Genomic DNA, 24,315 nt, shown 5'->3' on the forward strand with positions numbered 1-24,315 from the left:
GGCTGGTCGACGGCCCCGCCCTGTCTGTGCGCGCAGGCGCGACCGGCCGTCATCGCTCACTCGGCGAGCAGTGCCCCGGTCAACGCCGGCAGGGTCAGCGGCAGCGCGAGGTGGTAGCCCTGGGCGAAGGAAACCCCGACGCGGGCGAGCGCGGCGAGCTGCTCGCGGGTCTCGACGCCCTCGGCGGTGACGTGCAGCCCGAGGGTGTGGGCCATGTCGGTGAGCATCTTGACGATGGCGTGGTCGCGCGGGTTGTGCAGCATGCCGGCCACGAACTCCCGGTCGATCTTGATGCCCTGGATGGCGAGGCGGGACAGGTAGCGCAGGTCGGTCGAACCCGCGCCCATGTCGTCCAGGGCCACGCCGACGCCGCGGCGGATCAGCCTCTTGAGCCGGGGGCCGGCGTGGACGAGGGTCTTGAGGTCGGCGCCTTCGCACAGCTCCAGCCGCAGCCGGTGCGCGGCCAGCCCGGCGTCGCGCAGCGCGGCGGTGACCATGCCGGTGAAGTCGGTCGCCAGGGTGGCCGCGGACAGGTTGACGTTGACGTGCGCGGGCGCCGCGTGACCGAGGGATGCGGCGAGCGCGGCCATGTCGGCGCAGGCCCGGTCGAGGACCCAGCGGTCGAGCAGGGTCAGGTGCCCGCCGTGGTCGGCCGCGGGCAGGAAGCGGTCGGGGGTGATCAGGCCCAGGGTCGGGTGCTGCCAGCGCACCAGCGCCTCCACCGCCACGACGGTGCGGTCGGCGAGCCGCACGATCGGCTGGTAGAGCAGCCGCAGCTCGCCGTGGGCCACGGCCTGGGCGACGGTGCGCCCGGCGACGTGCGCCGCGTCCTGCGGGCGGGCGGCGGCGCGCCCGCTCCATCGTCTGACCAGGCGCAGCAGTGCCGCCACGTACGGCAGGGCGGTGATGCTGTCGACGAGGCTGATGAACCAAAGCGACATCGGGATGTGTACGGCCATCGGGAGGCTCCCCTCGGGCGACGGAGGTCGTCCTCGGCTGAGGACGTGCGTCAACTGTCGCCGCCGCGGGCTCGCCACGAGCCCGTGTCCGGCACTGGTCGAACGGTTGCGGTCGGTTTCGCGGGTGCCCGGGCCGACGGGTCGGGCAGCCCGTGGCGACCCGGGGTTCGGGACTGGTGTCCGTTTCCAGGGACCCCTGGTCGTCAACTAGATGGATTAGATTGAGGAGGTATCCACGGCGTGGCGGGCTCGGTGTCGAGCGCGGCCTCGCGGAGTTCCCGGCGTGAGCTGATGGCGAGCTTGGTGAAGACCTTGCGCAGATGCCACTCGACGGTGCGCGGGCTGATGTACAGCTCGGCGCCGATCTCGGAGTTCGTACGCCCGTCCCGGGCCAGCGAGGCGATCAGGGACTCCTGGGGCGTGAGGTCGAGCAGCGACTCGGGCGTACGCTTGCGCACCGTCTCCCCCACGGCCTGCAGCTCGTTGCGGGTGCGCTCGGCGAACGCCTCGGCGCCCATGACCGTGAACATCTCGTGGGCGCGGCGCAGATGCTCGCGGGCGTCCGCGCGGCGGTTCTCCCGGCGCAGCCACTCCCCGTACACCAGGTGCGCCCGGGCCAGGTGCGCGTTCATCCGGCAGGCCGCGAGCCGGTCGATCGCCTCACGGTAGAGCTGCTCGGCGGCCGGGCCCTCGCTCACCAGCGCCCGCGAGCGGGCTTCGAGGCCCAGCGCCCACTGCGTGCCGCTGGCCTGCGTGCGTTCGGTGAGCTGTTCCAGCGCCTGCGCGGCGGCCTCGGGCTGCCCGGCCCGCGCGGCGGCCTCCACCAGTTCGGCCAGCGCCCACGACCGGGCCACGAACAGGTCGCCGGTGGTGACGCGTTCAGCGGCGGCCTGCGCCGAGGAGTAGCGGCCCAGGCTGTTGTCCAGCACCGCGGCGGCGTACTCCGTCAGCACCAGCGCACTGCCCTCGCCTCGCGGGAAGGCGTCGGCGATGCCGTCTTGGGTCAGCTGGGCGGTGGCCTGCTGGTCGCCGCGCCACGCGGCCAGCATCAGCGGCGTGTACGGCGGGGGCGACACCCGGATGGCGGACTCCAGCACCGCTGCCTCGTCGTCGCACGCGGCCGCGGCCGCGAAGTCCCCGGCCTGCACGTAGTAGCTGCCGAGGTAGTCCAGAGCCATCGGCAGCAGGCTCAGCTTCCCCGTCTGCCGGGCCGAGCCCACCCTGCGTTCGAGCAGGTCCCGCCACGCCGTTTCCTCCCACAGCTCCGCCGCCACCAGCGCGGCGATGAGGCAGATCCAGGTGAGGTCCTGTTCGACGGCGCGGACGGCCTCCATCGCTCGCCGCAGGGTGGGCACCGCCTGCGGGTACCCGTCGGTGAACTTGATCGACAACCCCTCGAGCAGCAGGTCGACGGGCTGCTGCGAGCCGGGTTCCGACAGCGCCGCGCGGGCGGACTCGGCCACGGTGCGCACGCCGAACTCGGGTTCGAGCCGTCCGGCACCGGCGAACACCGCCGCGAGCAGCGCCTCCAGGTAGGTCTCGCGGGCCAGCGCGCCGTCCAGCGGGACGAGCCGCTGCGCGGCGTGCAGCAGCAGGCCAGGCGCTTCGCTGCCGCGACTGCGCAGGAATGTCAGCTGCGCGCGCAGCCGTTCCAGCCGCGCCCGCTGCAGCCGGTCCAGCGGGCTCAGCTCCGCCGTGGCCAGCAGGTCGTTTGCCATGTCGGGCGCCCCGGCTTCGAACGCGGCCTGCGCGGCGGCCAGGGCGCGTTCCCCGCGGCGGCCCAGGTCCGGAGTGAGTTCAGCGGCCCGCCGCAGGAAGGCCGCGGCTGCCGCTGCGCCGCCGCGGGACTGGGCACGCTCGGCCGAGCGCTCCAGGTCCTGCGCGACCTGTTCGTCGGGCACCGCCGTCGCGGCCGCGAGGTGCCAGGCGCGCCGGTCGGGGTCGGCGACGCTGTCGGTCGCCGCGGCCAGGGCGCGGTGCACCTGCCGACGTTCGGCGGGCGTGGCCGAGCGGTAGACGGTGGAACGCACCAGCGGGTGGGTGAACCGCACCAGGGTCCCGATCGTGATCAGGCTGGCTGCTTCGGCGGGTGCTGCCGCGTCGGCGGACAGCCCGAGACCGGAGGCGGCGCGCCACAGCAGTGCGGGGTCGCCGACGGGGTCCGCGGCGGCGACCAGCAGCAGCCGTCGCGTCGGCGGCGGAAGTTCGCCCAGGCGGCGCAGATAGCACTGCTCGATCCGGCTGACCTGGCTGAGCGACGGCCGGCTCCGGGGCAGGCCGTACCCGCCGGCCAGCTCGGGCAGGGTCAGTTCGTTGGGCAGCTCCCGCAGGGCCAGCGGATTGCCGCGGGCCTCGGCCAGGATCCGGTCGCGTACCCGCTCGTCGAGCCGTCCGGGCACCACCGACGCGAGCAGCGATCGTGCGTCGCGGTCGTCGAGGCCCGCCACCACCAGTTCGGGCAGGCCGAGCAGTTCCCGGTCGCCGGGCTGGAGTTCGTCCTGGGGAACCCGTACGGCGAAGACGAGGCCGATCGGGTCGGCCGTCGGCCGTCGCGCGACGAAGGCCAGGGCCTGCCTTGACGCCTGGTCCAGCCACTGGAAGTCGTCGACCAGGCACAGCAGCGGCCGGCCGGCTGCCACCTCGGACAGCAGGGTCAGGGCAGCCAGGCCGACCAGGAACCGGTCCGGCGGAGGCCCTTCGGCGAGCCCGAACGCGCTGCGCAGCGCGTCGCGTTGCGGGGCGGGCAGGCGGTCGAGCTGGTCGAGCATCGGGCCGCAGAGCTGGTGCAGGCCGGCGTAGGCCAGTTCCATTTCGGACTCGATGCCGGATACGCGGTGGGTGCGGATGTTCGACGCGTTGTCGGCGAGATAGTCCAGCAGCGCGGTCTTGCCCTCGCCGGGCTCCCCGCGCAGCACCAGGACCGCGTGCCCGCCCTCCCCGATCTCGCTCAACAGCCGGTCGAGCGCCTCGCATTCGGTGCGCCGACCGTAGAGTTCGTGACCCGCAGACATGTCAGACATCTCCCGTGAGGAGCCGTCGACCGGGATGCCGCCGCGGCCCACCGGCCCGGAGCACGATCATCGTTTCGGGTGCCATCAGCCTATCGCCCGGGACGGCGGGGCCGGGCGGGAACGAGGCCCCCGGCCGGACGCCCGGCAGCAGACCGCCCCTTGCGCTACGGCGGCGCACCCGACAGCATGGAAACAGCGTTTCCGTTGGAGGTCGTTCGTGCGGTACCTGATCGTCGGCATGGAACTGGCCGCCCACTGGACCGCGGACGGCCACGCCGTCACCGGGACGACCACAACCCCCGAGCGGGTGGCGCAACTGCGCGACGCGTGCACGGACGTGGCGGTGCTGCGCGGCGACGACCGGGACGCGCTGTCCGCGGCAGCCGCCGGGGCGGACGCGGTCGTGGTGACCGTCAGCCCGCGCTTCTCCCGCGCCGTCGACCCGGCCGAGCGCGCCGGCGAGTACGCGCTCGCCCTCACCGCCACCGCGCGCACCGCCGCGGCCGTCCACCACCGCGTCGTCTTCGCGTCGTCCACCTGACAGCCCGGACCGGAAAGTTCCGGAACTTTCAGTTCCGGCAGCCAATTCGCCGCGTACAGCTGGGCTCCGCGATCACCAACGACGAACAGCGGTCAGCTCTTTAACGATGAATGTCGTTCCGATAGTTACCGGAAGTCGTTGACTTCGCGATCGGCGCTGCCCGACGATTCGTCTATCGATGAACGTGATCGCGTCAGGCCGGATCGGACTCCGGCCGGGCTCCTCCCGGTCGTCGACCCGTCCCGATCCGCGGTCCGGTGCCCGTACCCGACGTCCCTCACGGATCCTCCCGCACGCCGGCTCGCACCCACACCTCCTGGCTCGCCCAGGCCTCACGAGTAGGTGGACCACATGCCCGACACCCCCGACCGCCCGACCGGTCGCCGGCCCGGCCGCCTGCGGCTGCTGTTCGGCGCCGCCTGCGCCGCGGCACTGGCCGTCGCGGCCGTGCTGCCGGCCGGCAACGCCAACGCCGACACGACCGTCACCACCAACCAGACCGGCACCGACAACGGCTTCTACTACTCGTTCTGGAAGGACAGCGGCAACGTCTCCATGACCATGGGCGCCGGCGGCCAGTACAGCACTCAGTGGAGCAACGTCAACAACTTCGTCGCCGGCAAGGGCTGGAAGCCCGGCACCCGCCGGACCGTCAGCTACTCCGGCAGCTTCAACCCGTCCGGCAACGCCTACCTCACCCTGTACGGCTGGACCCGCAACCCGCTGATCGAGTACTACATCGTCGACAACTGGGGCACCTACCGGCCCACCGGCACATTCATGGGCACCGTCACCAGTGACGGCGGCACCTACGACATCTACCGCACCCAGCGCGTCAACCAGCCCTCCATCGAGGGCACCGCGACGTTCTACCAGTACTGGAGCGTCCGCCAGTCGAAGAAGACCGGCGGCACCATCACCGCGGGCAACCACTTCGACGCCTGGGCGAGCAAGGGCATGAACCTCGGCAGCCACGACTACCAGATCATGGCGACCGAGGGCTACCAGAGCAGCGGCAACTCCAACATCACCGTCAGCGAGGGATCCGGCGGCGGGGGTGGCGGAGGCGGCGGCGGCAGCAACGGCTGCACCGTCACGACCACCCGCGCCGACGAGTGGTCCGACCGGTTCAACGTGAACTTGGCCGTCAGCGGCAGCAGCGCCTGGACCGTCTCGATCGGGCTCAACGGCGGCCAGAGTCTGCAGAGCAGCTGGAACGCGACCGTCACCGGCAGCACCGGCACCCTCACCGCCAGGCCCAACGGCTCCGGCAACAACTTCGGCATCACGGTCTACAAGAACGGCAACAACACCACCCCGACCGCGAGCTGCTCCGCCTCAGGAGGCGGCGGCAACCCCACACCCACACCCTCGCCCTCCCCGACCGGAGGCGGCGGCGGAGGCGGCAACAGCTGCTCGGCCGGCTACGTCGGGCTGACCTTCGACGACGGCCCCAACACCGGCACGACGAGTCAACTGGTCAACACCCTGCGCCAGTACAACGCGACCGCGACGGTGTTCCCGACCGGCTCCAACGCCCAGTCGAACCCGTCGCTGATGCAGGCCTACCGCAGTGCCGGGCTGCAGATCGGCAACCACAGCTGGGACCACCCACACCTGATCAACATGAGCTCCAGCGACATCCAGTCGCAGCTGACCCGCACCCAGCAGGCGATCCAGCAGACGGCGGGCGTCACACCGAACCTGTTCCGCCCGCCGTACGGGGAGACGAACTCCACCCTGCAGCAGATCGAGAACTCGCTCGGCCTGCGCGAGATCATCTGGGACGTCGACTCGCAGGACTGGAACAACGCCAGCGCGAGCGCGATCCGCCAGGCCGCGGCACGCCTGACCAACGGCCAGATCATCCTCATGCACGACTGGCCGCAGAACACGATCTCGGCGCTGCCCGGCATCATTCAGGACCTGCAGTCGCGCAACCTGTGCACCGGCCACATCTCGGCGAGCACCGGCCGTGCCGTCGCCCCGTCCGGCAGCGGTGGCGGGGGTGGCGGCGGGGGCGGTAGCTGCTCGGTCAGCGTCAGCCGTGCCGACGAGTGGAGCGACCGGTTCAACGTGACCCTCGCCGTCAGCGGCAGCAGCAACTGGACCGTCACCATCAACCTCAACGGCGGCCAGAGCCTGCAGAGCAGCTGGAACGCGACCGTCACCGGCAGCACCGGCACCCTCACCGCCCGGCCCAACGGCTCCGGCAACAGCTTCGGCGTCACGCTCTACAAGAACGGCAACAACACCACCCCGACCGCGAGCTGCGCCGCGGCCTGATCCGCAGCGGTGGGGACGTCGCATCTCGGGCGTCCCCACCGCACACCCGCGCGAAGCCCGCCCCAACAGGCACGAAAGCCGTGTTCGGGCAGCCATCAGCCCAACATCTGCGCAGGTAGGCCCTTGCTTATAGTCCTCGCGTGCCTACCAAGATTGAAATCGAAGACGAGATCATCCGCATCCTGCGGGCGCTGCGCAGCGCGGACCGCGAGCGGCACACGATGCTGGCCCGCGACCTCGCGGCGACCATGGTGGCACTGCGCGAGCACTACCTGACCCCCGAGGGCCGCCCGGACTGGACCGGCCGCAACTGGCAGTACCGTGACGCCGTCCGCAACATCTACGGCCGTGCCGACTACACCGCCGAGGAACGCGCCACCACGCAGACCTCCGTCCGCTACCACATCGGCAACCTGATCCGTCAGCACCTGTCCCCGGCCGAGCTCGAAGCCGCGGGCATCACCGCGCCCAGCCCGCACGCCCGGCAGGCAGGCCGCCGCCGGCGCGCCTCGACGATCCTCGCCGCCCTCGCACCCGACGCCACCACCGCCGACGCTCCCCTGGCGGACAAGGTCGCCGAGCTGCGCACGGTCCTGGCCACGCTGTCCGTCGAGCGCGTCAAGAAGCACACCCTCGCCCTGCCCGAGAACGCCGAGGCCGCCGACGCGCTCGCGCGGCTGCTGGAGGCGATCCGCGACCGCGCCGCCTCACTGCTGGGCGAGGTCGAGCGCGCCCGCGCCTGACGGCCGACCGGACCGCGGCGGCGGCATCCGTACACTGCCGCCGTGAGCCGGAAGAGCTTCTACGACCTGCGTTTCGGCGTCGCCCCGGGCGGCGCCCGCAAGGACGCCCACTACCTGCGCGGCACCATCGACGAGGTCAAGGCCGACCTGGCCGCCGAGCTCGCCGACGGCGGCAACCTCTACCTGCTCTGCTGGTACGGCGCGGACCTGGCGCTCGACGTCTACCAGCACGGCAGGCGCACCCGGTCGATCGACCTGCACCCGTTCGTCACCATCGAGGTCGAGGGCTATCCGCGGATCACGTTCACCGGGCCGGGCGAGCCGGTCGGGCACGACTTCGGCTCCGATGAGGAGCAGAGCGTCGACGACGGCAGCCTGTCGGACCTGTTCTTCATGGGCGCGGTCGAGCAGGTGACCACCGTGACCGTCGACTGGGCCGCCGTCGACGTGCCCGCGCTGCGCGGAGAGCCGGCCCGCCCCGGCGACCTAGTCATCATGGACGAACGGATGATCGAGGACGCCGAGGCCGACGCCGTCTGCGACGACGCGATGCCCGAAGCCGAAATGCGGTACGGCTACACCGACTTCGAGGCGTGACCCGGGCTCAGCAGGAGCCCCCCGGCGAACCCGGGGGCGGCGCGTTTTCAGCAGCCGCCCACGCCGCCGGCGGGTCACCGGGTGACGGTGACCGTGTACCTGCCGCTGGCGCAGCCGGTGACCTGCCAGCCGCCGGGCACCCGCGCCGACGCCGCGTCGGTGACGCCCTGGGCGTCCAGCCGCAGCGGCGCTTCGCCGGGCACCCAGATGTCGAGGCGGCAGTCGGACTCGGTGTCGGCCGTCGCGGTGAAGGTGAGGGTCCCGCTTGCGGGGTCGGCGGTGAGCTTGTCGAGACGGCCGGGGAACGCCCGCGGGTACGCCCTGGTCAAGGGCTGGATGAAGCCGGTGGGCGGGGCGATCGCGGCCCCGGTCGCGCAGTCGATCCGGGCGAGGTTGCCCGACGTCTCGGCGTCGGGGCCGGTCTCCGGCGAGCCGCAGCCCTGCTTCCACACCCAGAACGCGCCGCCGATGCCGAGCCGGTCCTGGGCCGCGCCGAAGCGGGTCACCTTCGCCCCGTCGACCGCCGGGTCGCCGAACCAGCCCCACTCGCCGGGCCAGTACGCCGCGCCGTAGGCCGCCGCGGCCCGCGCCGACACGGTCAGGTTCCGTTCGATCGAGGCGATGGTCAGCCCGAAGCCCTGGTCCATCGTGATCGATTCGCTGTAGGGGTGGGGTGCGAACACCGGCTGCCGGTCGTCGGTGAAGCCCGGCGGCGGTGTCACGTCGAAGGCCAGTCCCGACCAGAGCACGCTCGGCTCGAAGAAGACCAGGTGTGCGAAGCCCTGCCCGGCCTGCTCGGCCTCGCGGATCGCGGTGATCGCCGCGGCGTAGTAGCGGCCGAGCAGCAGCCCGGAGCTGATCGGCGGGTTCGCGCCGATGCCGGGCTCGTTGAGCAGGTCGTATCCGGCCACGGCCGGCTCGTTCGCGAACGCCCGCGCCACGAGGGCCCAGGTGCGGACGAGTTCGCTCTGGATGCCGTCCCGGTCGGTGTAGAAGTTGCCGAACGCGGTCGCGACCGCCGGGGCCAGGTCACGGGCCAGGAACTGGCAGTGCGCCGTCCCGTCGGTGACGGTCGCCCAGGCCGGTGCGCCGTCCCAGCCGGTGGTGGGGCTGGTGCCGCCGCCGCACTGCTCGTCCGGTTTGGCCAGGGCGTTGCCCCAGGCGTCCTGGTGCATGTCGAGCACGACGTAGACGCCGTGCGCCTTGGCCGACGCCACGGCCGTGCTGATCTGCTGCAGATACGCCTGGTCGAACTCCCCGCGCCGGGGCTGCAGCCGCGACCAGGACATGCCCAGGCGTACGACGTTGAAGCCCATGGCGGCGATCTGCGCGAAGTCGGCGTCGGTGAGCGGCTCGGTGGCCGGGATCGCGGGATCGCGCAGGTGGTAGTCGATCAGCTGGTTCACGTTGACGCCGCGCAGGATCACCTGACGGCCGGTGACGTCGCCGATGACGGGCACCCCGTCCGCACCCGAGGCCGGGAGCAGGTGCAGTCGCTGCATGCCCGCTGCCGCCGCCACCGGCGCGACCGGCCGCGGCGCGGGTGCGGTGTACGACCCGATCAGCAGCGGCAGCGCCGCCAGCAGCACCACGGCCGTCGCGACCACCGGCCGCCGCCGGGCCGGGCGGGGCACGCCGGCGAGCGCGGACCGCCACCGCTGGGCCGTGCCCGCGCCGACGGCGGCGATCAGCCCGACCGTGGCGCCGTAGCCGACGCCGGTTCCGGCGCTGAGCAGCGTCGTGCCGATCCACCAGCTGTCCGGGCCGTCGGCCGGCCCGGCCGGGGAGGACAGGGCGGCCGCGACAGCGCCGGCCACGCCGATGCCGAGTCCGGCCACGGTCGCCGCCGACCAGACCGTCACGGCCACGGCCGACGGCCTGTGGGCGGCGAGCCGACGCTGCAGCGCCCAGACCGTCACCCCGAAGACGCCGAGGAACACGACCAGTCCGCCCAGGTGGCCGACCGGCCCGGCGGACGCGCTGGGGGCGAGCAGCACGCCCGTGAACGCATACCCGGCCGGCCCGCCCCGCCACCACGACGCGCCGAAGGTGACCGCCGCGAGCGCCACCACCACGAACATGACCGCCACGGCCGTTGCGGCGGCGGGCGCGGACCGGTCCGGGTCGTCGGCGATGGCCTCGTCCTTCGGGCCGAACCGGTACGCGAGCGCTGCCGCGGTGGCGACCAGCGGGCCGACGAGCAGGAACTTGAGCGCCGCGAACCCGCTGGTGGCGAACGCGAACCGCAGCACGAGGCCGAACGGCAGGTGCGGACCGGTCAGCGGCGCGGCGGCGGCCAGACCGGTGACGGCGGTGGCCAGCGCGGCCGCGCCGACGACCGAGGTCCAGGTGAGCAGGAAGACCCACCATGCCGACCGCTTCGCCCGGCCCGCACCGGTCACGAGGATCGGCACGGCCGTGGCGGCGAGCAGGACCGGCAGCCCGACCAGCAGCGGAGCCCAGCGGTAGACCGCGCCGGTGCCCAGCGGCGGCAGACCGCGACCCCCCACCGGCGCCAGCAGGCCGGAGGGGTCCCATACGGCTCCTGCGGCGACGGCGGCGGCGAGCGCGACGGCCGCCGCGACGCTGGCACGGCGGGCGGGATGCGGCAGCTGCGAGCGCCGCGTCGTCGCGCTCGTCGGGGTGAGGTCGGTCATAGTGATCGGGAAGCGTAGTCACCGGAGATCGTCCGGCCTGCCCTCGATTCGGCCGGTCGCCGGGCACCGTCACGTCCGGCTACGCCACCGAACGGCTGAGGATCTTGTCAGCGTGCGGGGCCGACGCCGATCACACGCCTCGGCTCACCAGACCCCACGGCGAATCCGTGCCCGCCGGGCCCCGGGCCTGGCAGACCGACCCGAAACGTTCGTGGTGGTAGTCGAGGCGGTCGTTACGCTCGGCCTGCGGCACCCGCTGCCATGCGCCCTGGCTCTCGGTCCACCAGCTGCCGTCGGTCTTGGCGATGGTGTTGATCGTCGAGGACATCGGCGTGACGAGGCCTTGCTGCCACCGCGCCACCATCGCCTCGTGTGTCATTTCGGTCAATGCACTCATATCGGAACGCGAGGGTGGCAGGTTGTCGGCAGGCACTGTGGCGTTCCTTACGCAGGGGGCGGGGTTACCTCGAACTATGCGCTGCGCAGCGGCGAATGGGCAAGCGTTCCCAGGACGCGATGTGGTCTCACCTGCCGAAGACGGTCATCAGGGCCGAAACCGTTCCCTTCGTCGTCGCGTTCAGGAAAGCACGAGGGTCACGTGTGCGCCGGAGGCGTCGTGCACGAAGGCGACGGTCCCGCAAAGCCCTGCCAGCTGCCCGGTTCCGGAGCCGGGCACGATGTGCCCGAAGGCGTACGGAGCGTCGCCGTCGTCGAGCCCGCAGTGCTGGAAGACCAGGGTTCCGGTCCGGCCCTCGACCGCGCCGACGAACCGTTCGCAGGCCACGTAGCCGCGGCCGGCCGGGCCGGCCGCGGTGAGGACCTCGGCGACGCTCGTCCCGTCGACGACCCCGCGAAAGGTCTTGCGGACGACGACCCGGGCCAGGGCAGGGCCTTCGCCGGGCTCGTCGTAGACATTCGGTTCCCACCCGGTGACCTCGAACTGCGCGACAAGCGTCCGGGCGGCGGGAGCGGGGCTGGTCGACTTCGTCATGCCCGGACCGTACGGGCCGGTCACGTGGGCGTATTGAACAATCGCGCCAACCTTCGCCGGCGTGCTATGACGCGCGCAGCATCCAGTGCCCATCCGTGGTCCAGCCCAGCAGCCGGCGGCCTGTGCCGACCCGACCGTCCCGGTCGAACCTCGCGCCGCCGATGACCTGCGCGAGCCCGGTCACCGCCGGAGCGAGCCGGGCCCGGACGTGATCGGGCTGGGCGGCCAGCCGCTCGGCGGCGAACGCGGCGAACGCCGCCTGCTCGTCCCCATCCGACAGGGACAGGAAGAACAGCATCTGCCGCCACGCGTACGCCGCGTTCTTGACGGTGCCCAGCGGTCGCGGGTTGTGGTGCAGCCGTGCCGTCAGCCGCAGCACCGTGTGCAGGCACCGTCTGGCCAGCTCCGGCCAGGGCAGGTCCAGGTCGAGCTCGACGATGGTCGCCAGGTTGTGCGTGGTGAGGATCTGCGCCTGCTCGATGACGGTCCCGTTGGCAGCGACGCTGTGCCCGCCGGGGCGGCCGGCCCTTTCCCGGCACAGGTCGTCGAAGGCCCGCGAGGTCCGCGCGCCCTTGGCCGACCGGTCGCCGGCCTCGCCGAGCGCGGCGACCGCCGGATAGTCGACGTCGTAGTACCGCGCGTACAGGCTGCCTGCCAGCAGGCGGTCCGCGGCCTGGGTCGCCTGGAGGAACTTCGCCGAGAACCTGCCCATGAAGATGTCGGCCGCGAGCTCCTCGACCCAGGGCAGGTTCAGCTTCGCCTGCTTCGACAGCGCCGCCAGCTCACCGACGAGCGGGTTCGGCACGACCGTGGCCGGGAACCCGGCCACGGCGGCGCGGGCGAGCCTGGCCAGGGTGCGGCCGGCCTGGTCACGGGTGTCGCCGGTGTCGATCCGGGCGGACGCGACCGCCTGGACCCAGGGCAGCTCGGTGATCCGCACCTGGTGCTGCAGGTTCAGCAGCAGCAGCGAACGCCGGGCACGGAAGGCGTTGTGGGTGGCGTCCATCAGCACACGCAGCGCCGGATCCGGGTACGCCGAGGCCGCGGTCGCTGCCGCGAGCCGGGTGGTGAGCCCTGCCAGCACCTCTGCCGAGGCGATGACCCCGCGGTCGATCAGCTGCTCCGGGGTTCCGGCGGCGGCGCGGGCGACGATGCGGGCGATCGGTCGGGGCACCGGCCAGTCCGCGACCAGGCCGGCGAGACGGGCCTCGTCGGCGTCGACCGGGCGCACCGCGTGGTCGACGTCGCCGATGCCGCTGCCCTGGGGCAGGTCGGCCAGGCGCGAGGCGACAAGCTGCGCGAGCTGGTGGTGGCGGGGCAGCGCCGCCTCGCGGGCCTGCTGGTCACGCAGCGCCGCGTGTTCGGGACTGCCCGGACGGCCCCGCTTGCGCAGCATCCCGTCCACCACGACCTGGAGGCGACCGTGCTCGCGGGCGGTGAGCTCCTGCCCGGCGACCCGTCGCTGCAGCGCCGTGCGCATGGTGCCGATGCTGCTCTTGGCGCGGCGGTGCCTGGTGCACAGGGTGTGCTCGGCGGCGAGGTGCTCGTAGCGGTCGAGCAGCTGCGCGGCCCGCGCCGGCCAGTCCTGCGGGGTGACCGCGCCGACCGTGCCGCCGTCGGTGGTTTCGCACCACAGCGACAGCAGCTCGTCGGCGAACGGGTTCCACACCGTGAGCGCCTCGCGCATGGCCTCGATCGGCCCATTGGGTCCCCGCTGCTGCAGGGCGTGGCGGGTCTGCCCGGCCGTCTGCCGGAACACCACGTCCGGATCGGCGGCCCGCCGGTCGCTGGGAGCGGGGGTGAACTGGAGCCGGTCGGCGAACGGCGCGATCGTGTCCAGCACGTCCAGGGCGGCCTCGCGGTCTCCGGCGCGCAGCAGCCACACCACCACCGGCAGCGCCGCCTGCTCGGCGTACTCCATGCGGTAGCGGCCGCCGTCGAGCAGCTCCCCCAGCTCGGCCAGCCCGTCGTCGGTGAGCCAGGTGCCGAACAGCGCCCCGCGCTCGGCGGGCACACCCCACCGCTGGGCACGTTCGGTCTCGTCGGGCCGCAGCGGGCCGCCGGCCGCCGGCTGCCCGGTGGCGAAACCGCCGTGGACGACCTCCGGTGTCACCCATGCGGGCAGGCCCTCCACGGGCGTCCGCGAACCGATGTCCAGGCGGTCCTGCGCCATCCCGGCGAGCACCTCCTGCCAGCGCCGGACCCGCTGCTCGGCCCGAAGGCGGGTGGCCGGGTCCTCGTGCGTGCGGGCAGTGGTCAGGGCACGCGCCAGTCGGCCCAGCGGATAACCTGCGCCGATGCGGATGTCGGTGTCGCTCACGCCAGCGTGACGGGTCCTGCCCCCGCGCCCTCCGGGAGAAGCCCGGTGCTCTGCCTACTGAGCTACACGCCGATGCCGCGACACTCTACGCAGCTCACCGCGCTGCGCGCAGCCGAGATAACCGACGTGGTGCGCACCATCTAGGTTGGCTGCGTGCCAGGAGTCCGCGACTTCCCCATCGAGATCGAACACCCGGTCACCGACGTGCAGGCGTACCTGTCCAGCGCCGGCGGGGTGCGGCCGTATGCCCTGGCCGCTGCCGACTTCGAACCGCTGCCGGTCGGCGAGGACCGCACGGACGTGCTCGCGTTCGTCAACGAGGTGCCCGCCGACGAGCTGCCACCGCGGTTCGCGGTGGCGTTCGGCGAAGGCGCCATGGCTCAGCTGCGGCAGTGGTCCTACCGGGGTGTTCCGCCGTATGCGCTGCGCATCCGGCTACGCGACGCGCGCTGGCGCGAGCAGGAGTCCAGCGAAGCCGGATTCGGGTGGGCCGGCCGGCGGGCGGCACGCGAGGCTGCCCGGTGCATCGAGAACGACGCCCGACCGCGCGCCTATGTCAAACGCTGGCCGGCGCCCCGTACCGCCGCGTTCTCGCCGCCCGGACACTACCTCCCGCAGGGCTGGACGAGCCCGGTGTTCCACCCGGTCCGCGATGTGCACATCCGCCTCGTCACCGCCTCCGCCTGCGGTGTCTTCGCCATCGCCACCGCCGACTTCGAGCCGCTGCCCGCCGGATCGGACCTGCTCTTCGAATTCGAGTGCGAGCTCACCGACAGCCGCCTGCCCCACGAGTACGCCGAAGCCTTCGAACTCGGTGTGCACGAGACGCTGTGCGCCGCGGGCACCGGCCGGTTGCCGACCGCGGCGGTGCGCGTGCGCCTGCACGACGCGAAGTGGCACCCGGTCGATTCCAACGAGCGCATCTTCATCGAAGCGGGCCGCCGCGCCGCGGCCGAAGCGTTGCGCTGCCAGACCGAAGGCGGCTCCCCCGTCCCCGTGGACCACTGGCCGATCCGCGGCCCCAGACCGGCCGAAGCGTGAGCGGTCAACGGCCTTCATGGCGGGTACCCGGGTCGAACACGGGCCGCTACAGTGCCCGATCATGGACGCCCTCATCGTCTGCCTGTGGGTCTGCGCCGGCGTGTGCGCCGCGACGTGGCTCGCCTCCCTGATCACCGACGAGCACTCGTGGGTGGACCGGATCTGGTCGATCGTCCCGGTGGTGTACGTCGCCGTGTTCGCGGCCGCGGCCGACTTCGCCGACACCCGGCTGAACGTGCTCGCGGTGCTGGTGCTGCTGTGGGGCGCCCGGCTGACGTTCAACTTCGCCCGGCGCGGCGGCTACGCCCCCGGCGGTGAGGACTACCGCTGGGCGATCCTGCGCGCGCGGCTGTCGCGGTGGCAGTTCCAGCTGTTCAACCTGCTGTTCATCACGGTGTACCAGAACATCATCCTGCTGCTGATCGCCCTTCCGGCATACACGGCGCTGACGCACCCGAGCCCGTTCGGTGTGCTCGACGCCGTGCTCGCCGTGGTGTTCCTGGGGCTGCTCGCCGGGGAGACCGTCGCCGACCAGCAGCAGTGGGACTTCCACCGGCGCAAGCACGCCGAGCTCGCCGAAGGCCGGCAGCCGCGGTCGCGGTTCCTGCGCAGCGGGCTGTTCCGCTACTCGCGCCACCCCAACTACTTCTTCGAGCAGGCGCAGTGGTGGGTGGTGTTCGGCATCGGCGCCGCCGCGGCCGGTTCGGTGCTGCAGTGGACGGTCGTCGGCCCGGTGCTGCTCACCGCGCTGTTCGTCGGCTCGACGATGTTCACCGAGAGCATCACCCTGTCGCGGTACCCGGAGTACGCCGACTACCGGGCGGTCACCTCGCCGATCGTGCCCTGGCCGCCGCGCCGCGTCGGCACGTCCAGCGCTGCCGATCGGGCTTGACGTCAACCGGCGATGCGGACCCGCGCCACCGATCGCGCAGTCCTGGATCTAGATGATTTGTTGCCGCCGGGACGACAACAAATCATCTAGATCCAGCAACGGGCGCTGCTCCCGTGGCTCGCGGAGTCGTGTCCGGTCAGCGGAGACGTCGAGCCAGGACGATCACCAACGCGACGAACAGGACCGCAGCGCAGACGGCGACCAGGCTGAGGCCGCCGGTGAACGCGGCGTGCGCGACGTCCCGGAGCCGGCCGGCCGGTCCGGCGGGAAGCGTGGCGGCCGCGGCCGCGGCTCCGGCAACGGACTCGCGTGCAACGTCCGGCACTTCGCCGAATCCGGCCAGCCGGGCGTGGTAGACCCCTGCCGCGACCGTCCCGAACAGGGCGATGCCTACTGTGCCACCCAGATAGTTGCTGGTCTCCGACAGCGCCGCGGCCGACCCGGCCTGCTCCGGCGCGACAGAGCCGATCACCACGCCGGTGCCCAGCGCGAACAGCGGGCCGGTGCCGAACGCGATCACCGCGGCCCCGGCGACGACCGTCACCGAGCCGTCGGCCAGCGCCACCGGCAGGAAGCCGAGCGTGGAGGCGGCCAGGCCCGCGACGATCGCCGCGCCGGGAGACAACCACCGCCCGGTCAGGGGCGCGAGCGTGCAACCGGCGGCCATGGCCAGTCCCATCGGCGCGAACCACACGGCCGACGCCAGCGGCGAGAACCCGCACACGAGCTGCAGGTACTGCGTGGTGAGCAGGCCGACGCCGGCCAGCCCTGCGCCGGTGACGACCATCGCCGTCAGCACCGCGCCGACGGTGCGGTCGCGCAGCAGGTCGAGCCGCAGCAGCGGATCGCGCAGGCCGCGCTGGCGGCGGACGAACAGCACGGCGAACAGCGCGCCGACGGCGACCGCGGCCAGGGCGGCGGGCGCGTCGGCCAGGTCCGCGCCGAGCTGCTTGACGCCGTAGGTGAGCGGCAGGATCGCGGCCAGGGACAGCAGGACACTGGTCAGGTCGAGCCGACCCGCGTCGGGGTTGCGGGAGTCGGGCAGCGTCAGCGGGGCGGCGACCAGCAGCACGGCCATCGTCGGGGCACCGATCAGGAACACCGACCCCCACCAGTAGTGCGTGAGCAGCACCCCGCCGAGCACCGGCCCGAGCGCCGCCCCGGCGAACACGCACGTGGACCATGCGGTGATGGCCAGGCCGCGCTGCCGGGCGTCGGTGAACATGGCGCTGATCAGGCCGAGCGTCGACGGCATCAGGGTCGCGCCGGCAACGCCCAGCAGCAGCCGGGCCGCGATCAGCATCGCCGGGCCGGTCGCGTAGGCGGAGGCCACCGACAGCACGCCGAACGCCGCGGCGCCGATCATGAGCAGTCGTCGCCGGCCGATCCGGTCGCCGAGGGTGCCCATGGTGACGACGAACCCGGCCACCATGAGCCCGTACCCGTCGGCGATCCACAGCTGCTGCACCGCGCCGGCGCCGAGGTCGGCGCTCAGGTGCGGCAGCGCCAGGAACACCGAGTTGATGTCCAGCGCGACCAGCAGGGTGGGCAGCGCGAGCACCACCAGGCCCAGCCATTCGCGCAGGCCAGCCCGTCGGGCTCGGTCCAGGGACGTTATCGTGGCCATGGCGGCTCCTCCTCGTCGAAGCGATGTCGCGAGGAGGTCGGCACCGGGCGCGGATTCTTGCGCCCACGGCACGCAGAAATTTCTCCGGCGTATGTCAAGAACGCGCGGTGTGCTCCGACTGCGGGGTGACGGGACCGCCACGGACCCGCGGACCCCAGGAGGCCAGAAGTGAAGTTCCTGCTGCTGCTGCACAACAACCCGGCCGTGCTGAACGCGCTCACCGACGACCAGCGCACCGCGATCATGAACGGCCACGGCACCTTCATCAAGACGATCCAGGAATCCGGCGAGCTGATCGTCACCCAGGCGCTGGCCGATCCGTCCAACAGCGCCGTGGTGCGGGTGCGCGACGGTGTCCCGGCTGTCACCGACGGCCCGTACCTGGAGGCGAAGGAGTTCCTCGGCGGCTACTACCTGGTCGAATGCGCCGACCGGGACCGGGCGCTGGAGCTGGCCGCGATGATTCCCGACGCGGCTGTCGACGGGCTCGGCGTGGAGGTGCGGCCCGTGATGTTCTCCAGCGGGATGGAGATGTGACCGCCCGCACCGAGGACCTGCTCCGGGAACTCGCCCCGCGGGTCCTCGGTGCGCTCGCGCGCCGCTACGGGGAGTTCGACGCCTGCGAGGACGCGGTGCAGGAGGCCCTGATCGCCGCGTCGCAGCAGTGGCCCACCGCCGGGGTGCCGGACAATCCGCGCGCCTGGTTGAGCGCCGTGGCGACCCGGCGGCTGGTCGACCACGTACGCAGTGAGGTCGCCCGCCGCCGCCGGGAGGCGACCGCCGCCGCGCTGGCCGGCGCCCCCGTGGTCCCCGGCGTCGCCTCCGAGCAGGTGCCGGAGGCCGATGACACACTCACCCTGCTGTTCATGTGTTGTCATCCGTCGCTGACCCCGGCTTCGCAGGTGGCGTTGACGCTGCGTGCCCTGGGCGGCCTGCCGACGGCGCAGGTCGCGGCGGCGTTCCTGGTGCCCGAGGCGACGATGGCTCCGCGGATCAGCCGGGCCAAGCAGCGGATCAAGCAGGCGGGGGCCACCTTCGACCTGCCGCCGAAGTCGGAGTGGCACGACCGGCTGCAGGTGGTCCGGCACGTGCTGTACCTGATCTTCAACGAGGGGTACACGGCCAGTTCCGGCACGGAGTTGCAACGACCCGACCTGGTCGCCGAGGCGATCCGGTTGACCCGCTCGCTGCACCGGATCCTTCCCGACGACGGCGAGGTCGCCGGGCTGCTCGCGCTGATGCTGCTCACCGACGCGCGCCGCCCGGCCCGCACCGGCCCCGACGGGATGCTGGTGCCGCTGGCCGAGCAAGACCGCACCCGGTGGAGCGCCGACGTCGCCGAGGAGGGCCTGGCCCTGATCACCCGCGCGATGGCCACGTTCCCGCCTGGTCCGTACCAGTTGCAGGCGGCGATCGCGGCGGTGCACATGGAGGCCGCCAGTGCCGCGGAAACCGACTGGCCGCAGATCGCCGCGCTGTACCGGATCCTGGAAGGGCTGTCGCCGAACCCGATGGTCACCCTCAACCGGGCGGTCGCCGTGGCCATGACCGACGGGCCGCTGGCGGGGTTGGACCTGCTCGACACGCTTGAGGCCGACGAGCGCATGGCCCGGCACCACCGGCTGCCCGCCGTCCGCGCCCACCTGCTGGAGATGGCCGGCGACACCGCCGCGGCCCGGGAGGCGTACCGGCTGGCCGCGAAACGGACCGCGAGCCTGCCCGAGCAGCGCTACCTCACCGAACGCGCCAGGCGGCTCGGCTGAGCAGGTGCGTCTGCGGTGTACCGGCGGGTAGCGGCCGGGCCGGTTACCGTTGCCCGCGTGCAAGGGGAACCGGGAGCTGCGTTCGGATTCTCGGTGCTCGGCTCCATCAGGATCAACCGCGCCGGCGCCGAGCTGACGCTGGGCACCCGCCAGCAGCGCCTGGTGCTGGCGTTGCTGCTGGCCAGGGCGGGTTCACCGGTCTCCCTGGCCGAGCTGGTCGACCTGCTCTGGGACGAGCAGGCCCCGGCCAGCGCCGTGAACGTCGTGCACCGCCACATCGGGGAGCTGCGGCGGCTGCTCGAACCCGGTCTGCCCACGCGATCCACGGGCCGACACATCCTGCGCGAGCTGTCGGGCTACCGGCTGCGCGTCGACGAGCAGTCCCTCGACCTGCTGAGATTCAGGGCGCTGAGCCGCTCGGCTCGCCGGAGCCTGCAGGACGGCGACCCGGAGTCGGCGCTGCGGCATGGCCTGGACGGGCTGGCGCTGTGGCGCGGCAGGTGCGCCGCGGGCCTGGAACCGGCCTCGCGGCGGCATCCGGTGTTCCTGGCCGTGGAGGCCGAACGCGCCCAGACCGTACGCGAGGCCGCCGACGCCGCCGAGCGGTGCGGCCGGCTCGGCGAGGTGCTGGCGCCGCTGCGGCAGGCCGCCGAGCTGCACCCGCTGGACGAGTCGTTACAGAGCCGGTTGCTGCTGGCGCTGGCCGCCGACGGCCGGCAGGCCGAAGCCGTCGAGGTGTACCGGATGGTGCGGCGGCGGCTCGCCGACGACCTGGGCGTCGAACCGGGCGAGGAGCTGCGGGAGGCGTACGACCGGCTGCTGCACCAGCGCACCCGGCCGGTGCCTGCCGGTCCCTCGTCGGCGCTGCCCCGGCCCGCGCAACTGCCGCCGGACCTGCCCGCCTTCCACGGCCGCGACGAGCTGATCGCCGAGGCCCGGGCAGCCCTCGCCCGTCCGGACGGGCCGGCGGTGCTGGCGATCGACGGCATGCCCGGGGTCGGCAAGACCGCCCTGGCCGTGCACTTGGCGCACGAGCTGGCCGCCGGTTACCCGGACGGGCAGTTGTACGTCGACCTTCGTGGCCACGGCCGGGAGGTGGTGATGGGCGCGGACGAGGCGCTGCGCGGCTTGCTCGGCTCGCTCGGGGTGCCCCGGGACGGCATCCCCGCTGAGCTGCACGCCCAGGCCGGCCTGTACCGCAGCAGGCTCGCCGGTCGGCGGCTGCTGATCGTGCTGGACAACTGCCGTGACGCCGAGCAGGTCCGGCACCTGCTGCCGGGCGGCTCCGGCTGCCTGGTGATCGTCACCAGCCGTAGCCGGCTGGACGCCTTGCAGACCACGGCCGGCGCGCACCGGCTGCCGCTGGGCCTGCCGGGCGACGGCGAGGCTCGGGCGATGCTGCTGGACCTGCTGGGCGGGCACGGCCCGGCGGATCCGTCCGCGGTGGACGCCGTCGTGGCCGCCTGCGGGCGGCTGCCGCTCGCGCTGGCGATCGCGGCGGCGCGCGCGGCGAGCCGGGCGCAGACCTCGTCGGCGCAGCTCGCCGATGCCGGATCACCCACCGACCTGGACGGTTTCGACGGCGACGATCCACAGACCGGGCTGCGTGCCGTCTTCTCCTGGTCGTACGAGGCGCTGTCCGCCCCCGCCGCCCGGCTGTTCCGGTTGCTGCCGCTGCATCCCGGCCCCGACATCTCCGTCGCCGGGGCGGCGGCCCTGGCCGGGGTCCCGCCGCGGGTCGGGCGGGCGCTGCTCGGGGAACTGAGCCGCGCGCACCTGATCAGCGAGGATGCGCCGGGCCACTTCGGTGTCCACGGTCTGCTGCTGGCCTTTGCCGCAGAGCTCGGAGAGGACGGCGACAGCCCGGCCGAACGGGCCGCCGCGCGGTCGCGCTGTCTCCTCTTCCATCGTACCGGCGGGTAGGCCACCGACGGTCACGCCGCAGCCCATGGCTGGTGGCGCAGGGGGACGGCACTGAATCGGCTCTCTGCGTCAGTCAGATCACATCGACCGCCCTAGGCTCGTGACGCACTCATCCGTTCCACCTGTCTTTGGGGGTTGGCCGCAGTTCCCAATTCTCTCGGCAACATGGTGATACATGGTCATGTATGGTGACCGTGTGTTGTTTCGCCTGCTGCCCGCCGACCGTAAGGTCGTCTGGTCACGTCCTGCCGGTGGGAGCAGCCGGGCGTGAAAAAGTTCGAGGCGCGGGCTGGTTTCGTGATGCAGGCGTACCGGTTTGCTCTTGACCCGAATGTGGGTCAGGAGCAGGGGTTGCGGTCGCATTGTGGTGCGGCACGGGCTGCCTACAACTGGGCGGTGTCGTGGGTGACGGCGACGTGGTGGCAGCGCAGGGCTGAGCAGTCCTACGGCGTCGCCGAGGAGCAGTTGACGCCATGGCGGCCGATGTCGCTGCCTTCGCTGCGGAAGGCTTTCAACGAGGTCAAGCACACTGATGCTCGTTTCGCCGGCTGGTGGGCCGACAATTCCAAGGAGGCTTACAGCACCGGGCTGGCCAACGCGGCGGCAGCGTTCGACAACTACACCAAGTCCAAGCAGGGTGCGCGTGCGGGCCGCCAAGTGGGCAGGCCCCGGCGTAAGTCGAAGCGTGGGGCAAGGTTGTCGTGCCGGTTCACGACCGGCACGATCCGGGTCGAGGCCGACCGGCGGCATGTGACGTTGCCCCGACTGGGCGCGATCCGCACCCACGAGAACACCCGCAAACTCCAGCGCCGTCTCACCGCCGGTACCGCCCGGATCCTGTCCGCGACGGTGAGTCTCACGCGCGGTCGGTGGTTCGTCTCGTTCCAGGTCGAGGTCATCCGCGACGCGCGCCCCCCGTCCCGGCAACCGGACACGGTGGTCGGGGTCGATCTCGGAGTCAAGCATCTGGCGGTGCTGGCCGACAGCACCGGAAAGATCAGGTATGTGCCGAACCCCGGGCACTACGACAACGCCCTGGCGAAGCTGCGTCGGCTGTCGCGGCGGGTATCGCGCCGTGAGGGACCGGACCGGCGCACCGGGCGCACCGCGTCACGGCGGTGGCTCAAAGCCAATGCCGAACGCAACCGGGTCCATCACCGGATCGCGAACCTACGCGCCGATGCCCTGCACAAACTCACCACCGAGATCCGGGCCGAGTACGCGACGGTGGTGGTCGAGAACCTCAACGTCGCCGGGATGCTGGCCAACCGGCGCCTGGCCCGGAAGATCGCCGACGCCGGGTTCGGGCAGATCAGACGCCAGATTGAATACAAAGGCGAATGGGCCGGCGGTGTGACCGTCAAGGCCGACCGCTGGTACCCGTCCTCGAAGACCTGCTCGGAGTGCGGTGTGGTGAAAGACAAGCTGCCGCTGCACGTCCGGGTGTTCGCCTGCGAACAGTGCCCCCTGGTGATGAACCGTGACGCGAATGCGGCCCGTAATCTCGCCGCCCTCGCGGCGGCTGTAGTAGCTGGTACCGGAGTGGCCGGAGACCAGGACGCGAAAGCGTCGAACCCCCGTGGAGCCGACCGTCAGACCCGCGCCACCACCCGACCGCGCAAGCGGCCGGGTGGGCGGGCAGGTGGCGCAATCCCGCACCAGCGGACAGAAACGGGGATCTTCGCCGAACCGGAGCGGTCACGCTCCGGTGATGGCAAGAACTTTACCGACCGAAAGGTCGGGATTGCTGATGTCCGACTGTGGAATCAGTAACGGAATTGCCGTGCTGCTGGCACACCCCAACCGACCGGCCGAACCCCGCCCCAACCGAGCGCATGACCACGTTGCACGCGGACCACGCCGTGGCCATGCTGCGGCTCCAGTTCGTACTGACACGCGGCCATCCGCGGCCCGCCGACGCGACATCATGGCCGTAGCCGGCCGCCATCCGGCCGCCGGGCTGTTCCGGCTACTGCCGTTCCATCCAGACCTCGATACCTCGTTCGCCGGGGCTGCGGCCCTGGCCGGTGTCTCGCGCGCAGCGGGCAGGCGCTGCTCGGCGAGTTTAGCCGCGCCCGCCTGGTCAGCAAGGACCTACCGTGCTGGTACCGCGCCCACGCGCTGCTGCCGGCCTGAAATTGGCGAGCAGCTATACAGCCCTGCCGAGCGGGCTGACGCACGGCTCCGCAGCCTGCAGTTCCACATGGCCGTCAGGTGGCAACTGCGCCGACCGCTCGAGGGCTGGCGCAGCTCGCGCCGGGTTACGCCGCATCCGTGAGCGATTGCCCAGGGTGACGGCACTGAATCCGCACTTGTACGTCAGTCCAACCGCATCGACCGTCCCTAGGCTCATGCCTGACTCACCTGTCGCGTCTGCCCATGGGGGAACACCGTGCTGCTGGCACCTGACGTTTCCGCCGCCGCCCAGGCCGAGCGCATGACCGCACTGCATGCGGACCATTCCCGTGCCGTGCTGCGGTTGCTTTTAGTGCTGACCCACGGCAAGAGGCAGACTGCTGAGGATCTGCTCCAGGAAACGATGCTGCGGGCGTGGCGGCATCTGGACTCGGTGCCGGTCGAGGCCGACGCCGCCCGGCGGTGGCTACTCACGGTCGCTCGGCGGCTGGTCATCGACGGCGCGCGGCTGCGGCTCAACCGCCCAGCGGAGGTCCACCTGGTTGACATGACCTGGATTCCGGCCGATGACGACACCACCGGCACGGCGCTGGCGTCACACGCGATGCGGCAGGCGCTCGGCCTGCTGAGTCCGGCGCAGCGCAGCCTGCTGTGCGAGGTCTACCTGGTCGGGCGGTCGCCGAAGGAGGTCGCGGGGCGGTTGGGCATGCCGGTCGGCACGGTGAAGTCGCGGACCCACCATGCGCTGTGCGCCCTGCGCAGCGGGCTCAAGGCCGCCTGAGACGCACCCGGCAGGGCCGCGGTTCCGGCGGCCGGCCAAGATCACAC

The 24,315-nt window shown here is 72.4% G+C and carries 17 protein-coding genes, 1 tRNA gene and 2 pseudogenes; 12 read left to right on the forward strand and 8 right to left on the reverse strand.

The window, feature by feature from the left end; all coding sequences use genetic code 11:
• Positions 1-56 precede the first annotated feature (56 nt).
• Positions 57-959: an EAL domain-containing protein gene (locus AB0B35_RS23080; protein ID WP_361048766.1), complete on the reverse strand. Its 903-nt coding sequence runs from the start codon at positions 957-959 to the stop codon at positions 57-59.
• Between the two features lie 203 nt (positions 960-1,162).
• Complete coding sequence (locus tag AB0B35_RS23085) at positions 1,163-3,970, reverse strand: AAA family ATPase (RefSeq protein WP_361048768.1); 2,808 nt, start codon at positions 3,968-3,970, stop codon at positions 1,163-1,165.
• Between the two features lie 217 nt (positions 3,971-4,187).
• Here AB0B35_RS23085 and AB0B35_RS23090 point away from each other — a divergent pair, with 217 nt between their 5' ends.
• The 5 genes and pseudogenes from AB0B35_RS23090 to AB0B35_RS23110 all read left to right on the forward strand — a co-directional run bounded on the left by AB0B35_RS23090 (position 4,188) and on the right by AB0B35_RS23110 (position 8,137).
• The gene (locus AB0B35_RS23090; protein ID WP_361048770.1) at positions 4,188-4,511 is read left to right on the forward strand and encodes an NAD(P)H-binding protein; all 324 of its coding nucleotides are present in this window, start codon (positions 4,188-4,190) and stop codon (positions 4,509-4,511) included.
• Positions 4,512-4,862: 351 nt separating this feature from the next.
• Positions 4,863-5,852, forward strand: a pseudogene (locus AB0B35_RS23095) (glycoside hydrolase family 11 protein); the annotation flags it as partial.
• A 90-nt stretch (positions 5,853-5,942) separates the two neighbouring features.
• Positions 5,943-6,797: pseudogene (locus AB0B35_RS23100) on the forward strand (polysaccharide deacetylase family protein); the annotation flags it as partial.
• A 140-nt stretch (positions 6,798-6,937) separates the two neighbouring features.
• Positions 6,938-7,540, forward strand: coding sequence for a hypothetical protein (locus tag AB0B35_RS23105; protein WP_361048772.1), 603 nt, complete (start codon positions 6,938-6,940; stop codon positions 7,538-7,540).
• Positions 7,541-7,582: 42 nt separating this feature from the next.
• Positions 7,583-8,137: a hypothetical protein gene (locus tag AB0B35_RS23110; RefSeq protein ID WP_361048774.1), complete on the forward strand. Its 555-nt coding sequence runs from the start codon at positions 7,583-7,585 to the stop codon at positions 8,135-8,137.
• A gap of 74 nt (positions 8,138-8,211) precedes the next feature.
• Here AB0B35_RS23110 and AB0B35_RS23115 read toward each other — a convergent pair whose 3' ends face one another.
• The 5 genes from AB0B35_RS23115 to AB0B35_RS23135 all read right to left on the reverse strand — a co-directional run bounded on the left by AB0B35_RS23115 (position 8,212) and on the right by AB0B35_RS23135 (position 14,177).
• Positions 8,212-10,794, reverse strand: a complete 2,583-nt coding sequence (locus tag AB0B35_RS23115; RefSeq protein ID WP_361048775.1) for a cellulase family glycosylhydrolase — start codon at positions 10,792-10,794, stop codon at positions 8,212-8,214.
• A gap of 130 nt (positions 10,795-10,924) precedes the next feature.
• The gene (locus AB0B35_RS23120; RefSeq protein WP_361048776.1) at positions 10,925-11,227 is read right to left on the reverse strand and encodes a hypothetical protein; all 303 of its coding nucleotides are present in this window, start codon (positions 11,225-11,227) and stop codon (positions 10,925-10,927) included.
• 144 nt (positions 11,228-11,371) lie between these two features.
• Entirely contained in the window at positions 11,372-11,785 is a 414-nt protein-coding gene (locus tag AB0B35_RS23125) for a DUF3224 domain-containing protein (RefSeq protein WP_361048777.1), read from the reverse strand.
• A gap of 64 nt (positions 11,786-11,849) precedes the next feature.
• Positions 11,850-14,105, reverse strand: a complete 2,256-nt coding sequence (locus AB0B35_RS23130; protein WP_361048779.1) for a hypothetical protein — start codon at positions 14,103-14,105, stop codon at positions 11,850-11,852.
• 1 nt (position 14,106) lies between these two features.
• Positions 14,107-14,177 (reverse strand) — tRNA-Glu (locus tag AB0B35_RS23135).
• Between the two features lie 81 nt (positions 14,178-14,258).
• On the opposite strand from AB0B35_RS23135, the gene AB0B35_RS23140 reads away from it, so the two are divergent.
• Both AB0B35_RS23140 and AB0B35_RS23145 read left to right on the forward strand, forming a co-directional pair.
• Positions 14,259-15,146, forward strand: a complete 888-nt coding sequence (locus tag AB0B35_RS23140; protein ID WP_361048781.1) for a hypothetical protein — start codon at positions 14,259-14,261, stop codon at positions 15,144-15,146.
• Positions 15,147-15,207: 61 nt separating this feature from the next.
• Positions 15,208-16,038, forward strand: a complete 831-nt coding sequence (locus AB0B35_RS23145; protein WP_361048783.1) for a DUF1295 domain-containing protein — start codon at positions 15,208-15,210, stop codon at positions 16,036-16,038.
• A gap of 136 nt (positions 16,039-16,174) precedes the next feature.
• On the opposite strand, the gene AB0B35_RS23150 is transcribed toward AB0B35_RS23145, so the two are convergent.
• Positions 16,175-17,665 carry an MFS transporter gene (locus AB0B35_RS23150; RefSeq protein ID WP_361048785.1) on the reverse strand — a complete coding sequence of 497 codons (1,491 nt, stop codon included), beginning with the start codon at positions 17,663-17,665 and terminating at the stop codon, positions 16,175-16,177.
• A gap of 168 nt (positions 17,666-17,833) precedes the next feature.
• On the opposite strand from AB0B35_RS23150, the gene AB0B35_RS23155 reads away from it, so the two are divergent.
• The 5 genes from AB0B35_RS23155 to AB0B35_RS23175 all read left to right on the forward strand — a co-directional run bounded on the left by AB0B35_RS23155 (position 17,834) and on the right by AB0B35_RS23175 (position 24,268).
• Entirely contained in the window at positions 17,834-18,202 is a 369-nt protein-coding gene (locus tag AB0B35_RS23155) for a YciI family protein (protein ID WP_361048787.1), read from the forward strand.
• Positions 18,199-19,428: a DUF6596 domain-containing protein gene (locus AB0B35_RS23160; RefSeq protein WP_361048789.1), complete on the forward strand. Its 1,230-nt coding sequence runs from the start codon at positions 18,199-18,201 to the stop codon at positions 19,426-19,428. Before AB0B35_RS23155 ends, AB0B35_RS23160 begins: the two co-directional genes overlap by 4 nt.
• Before the next feature lie 57 nt (positions 19,429-19,485).
• Positions 19,486-21,351 carry a BTAD domain-containing putative transcriptional regulator gene (locus AB0B35_RS23165; RefSeq protein WP_361048791.1) on the forward strand — a complete coding sequence of 622 codons (1,866 nt, stop codon included), beginning with the start codon at positions 19,486-19,488 and terminating at the stop codon, positions 21,349-21,351.
• 267 nt (positions 21,352-21,618) lie between these two features.
• On the forward strand, positions 21,619-23,124 hold the full coding sequence (gene tnpB / locus AB0B35_RS23170; protein WP_361048793.1) for an IS607 family element RNA-guided endonuclease TnpB: 1,506 nt from the start codon (positions 21,619-21,621) through the stop codon (positions 23,122-23,124).
• Positions 23,125-23,743: 619 nt separating this feature from the next.
• Positions 23,744-24,268, forward strand: a complete 525-nt coding sequence (locus AB0B35_RS23175; protein ID WP_361048795.1) for a sigma-70 family RNA polymerase sigma factor — start codon at positions 23,744-23,746, stop codon at positions 24,266-24,268.
• The last annotated feature ends 47 nt before the right edge of the window (positions 24,269-24,315 follow it).

Source organism: Catellatospora sp. NPDC049133, assembly GCF_040648455.1.
Lineage (GTDB): Bacteria > Actinomycetota > Actinomycetes > Mycobacteriales > Micromonosporaceae > Catellatospora > Catellatospora aurea.

Coding starts and splice junctions, on each gene's coding strand:
- AB0B35_RS23080 (WP_361048766.1), bottom strand. CDS start 959: ATGGCCGTACACATCCCGATGTCGCTTTGGTTCATCAGCCTCGTCGAC.
- AB0B35_RS23085 (WP_361048768.1), bottom strand. CDS start 3,970: ATGTCTGCGGGTCACGAACTCTACGGTCGGCGCACCGAATGCGAGGCG.
- AB0B35_RS23115 (WP_361048775.1), bottom strand. CDS start 10,794: ATGACCGACCTCACCCCGACGAGCGCGACGACGCGGCGCTCGCAGCTG.
- AB0B35_RS23125 (WP_361048777.1), bottom strand. CDS start 11,785: ATGACGAAGTCGACCAGCCCCGCTCCCGCCGCCCGGACGCTTGTCGCG.
- AB0B35_RS23145 (WP_361048783.1), top strand. CDS start 15,208: ATGGACGCCCTCATCGTCTGCCTGTGGGTCTGCGCCGGCGTGTGCGCC.
- AB0B35_RS23150 (WP_361048785.1), bottom strand. CDS start 17,665: ATGGCCACGATAACGTCCCTGGACCGAGCCCGACGGGCTGGCCTGCGC.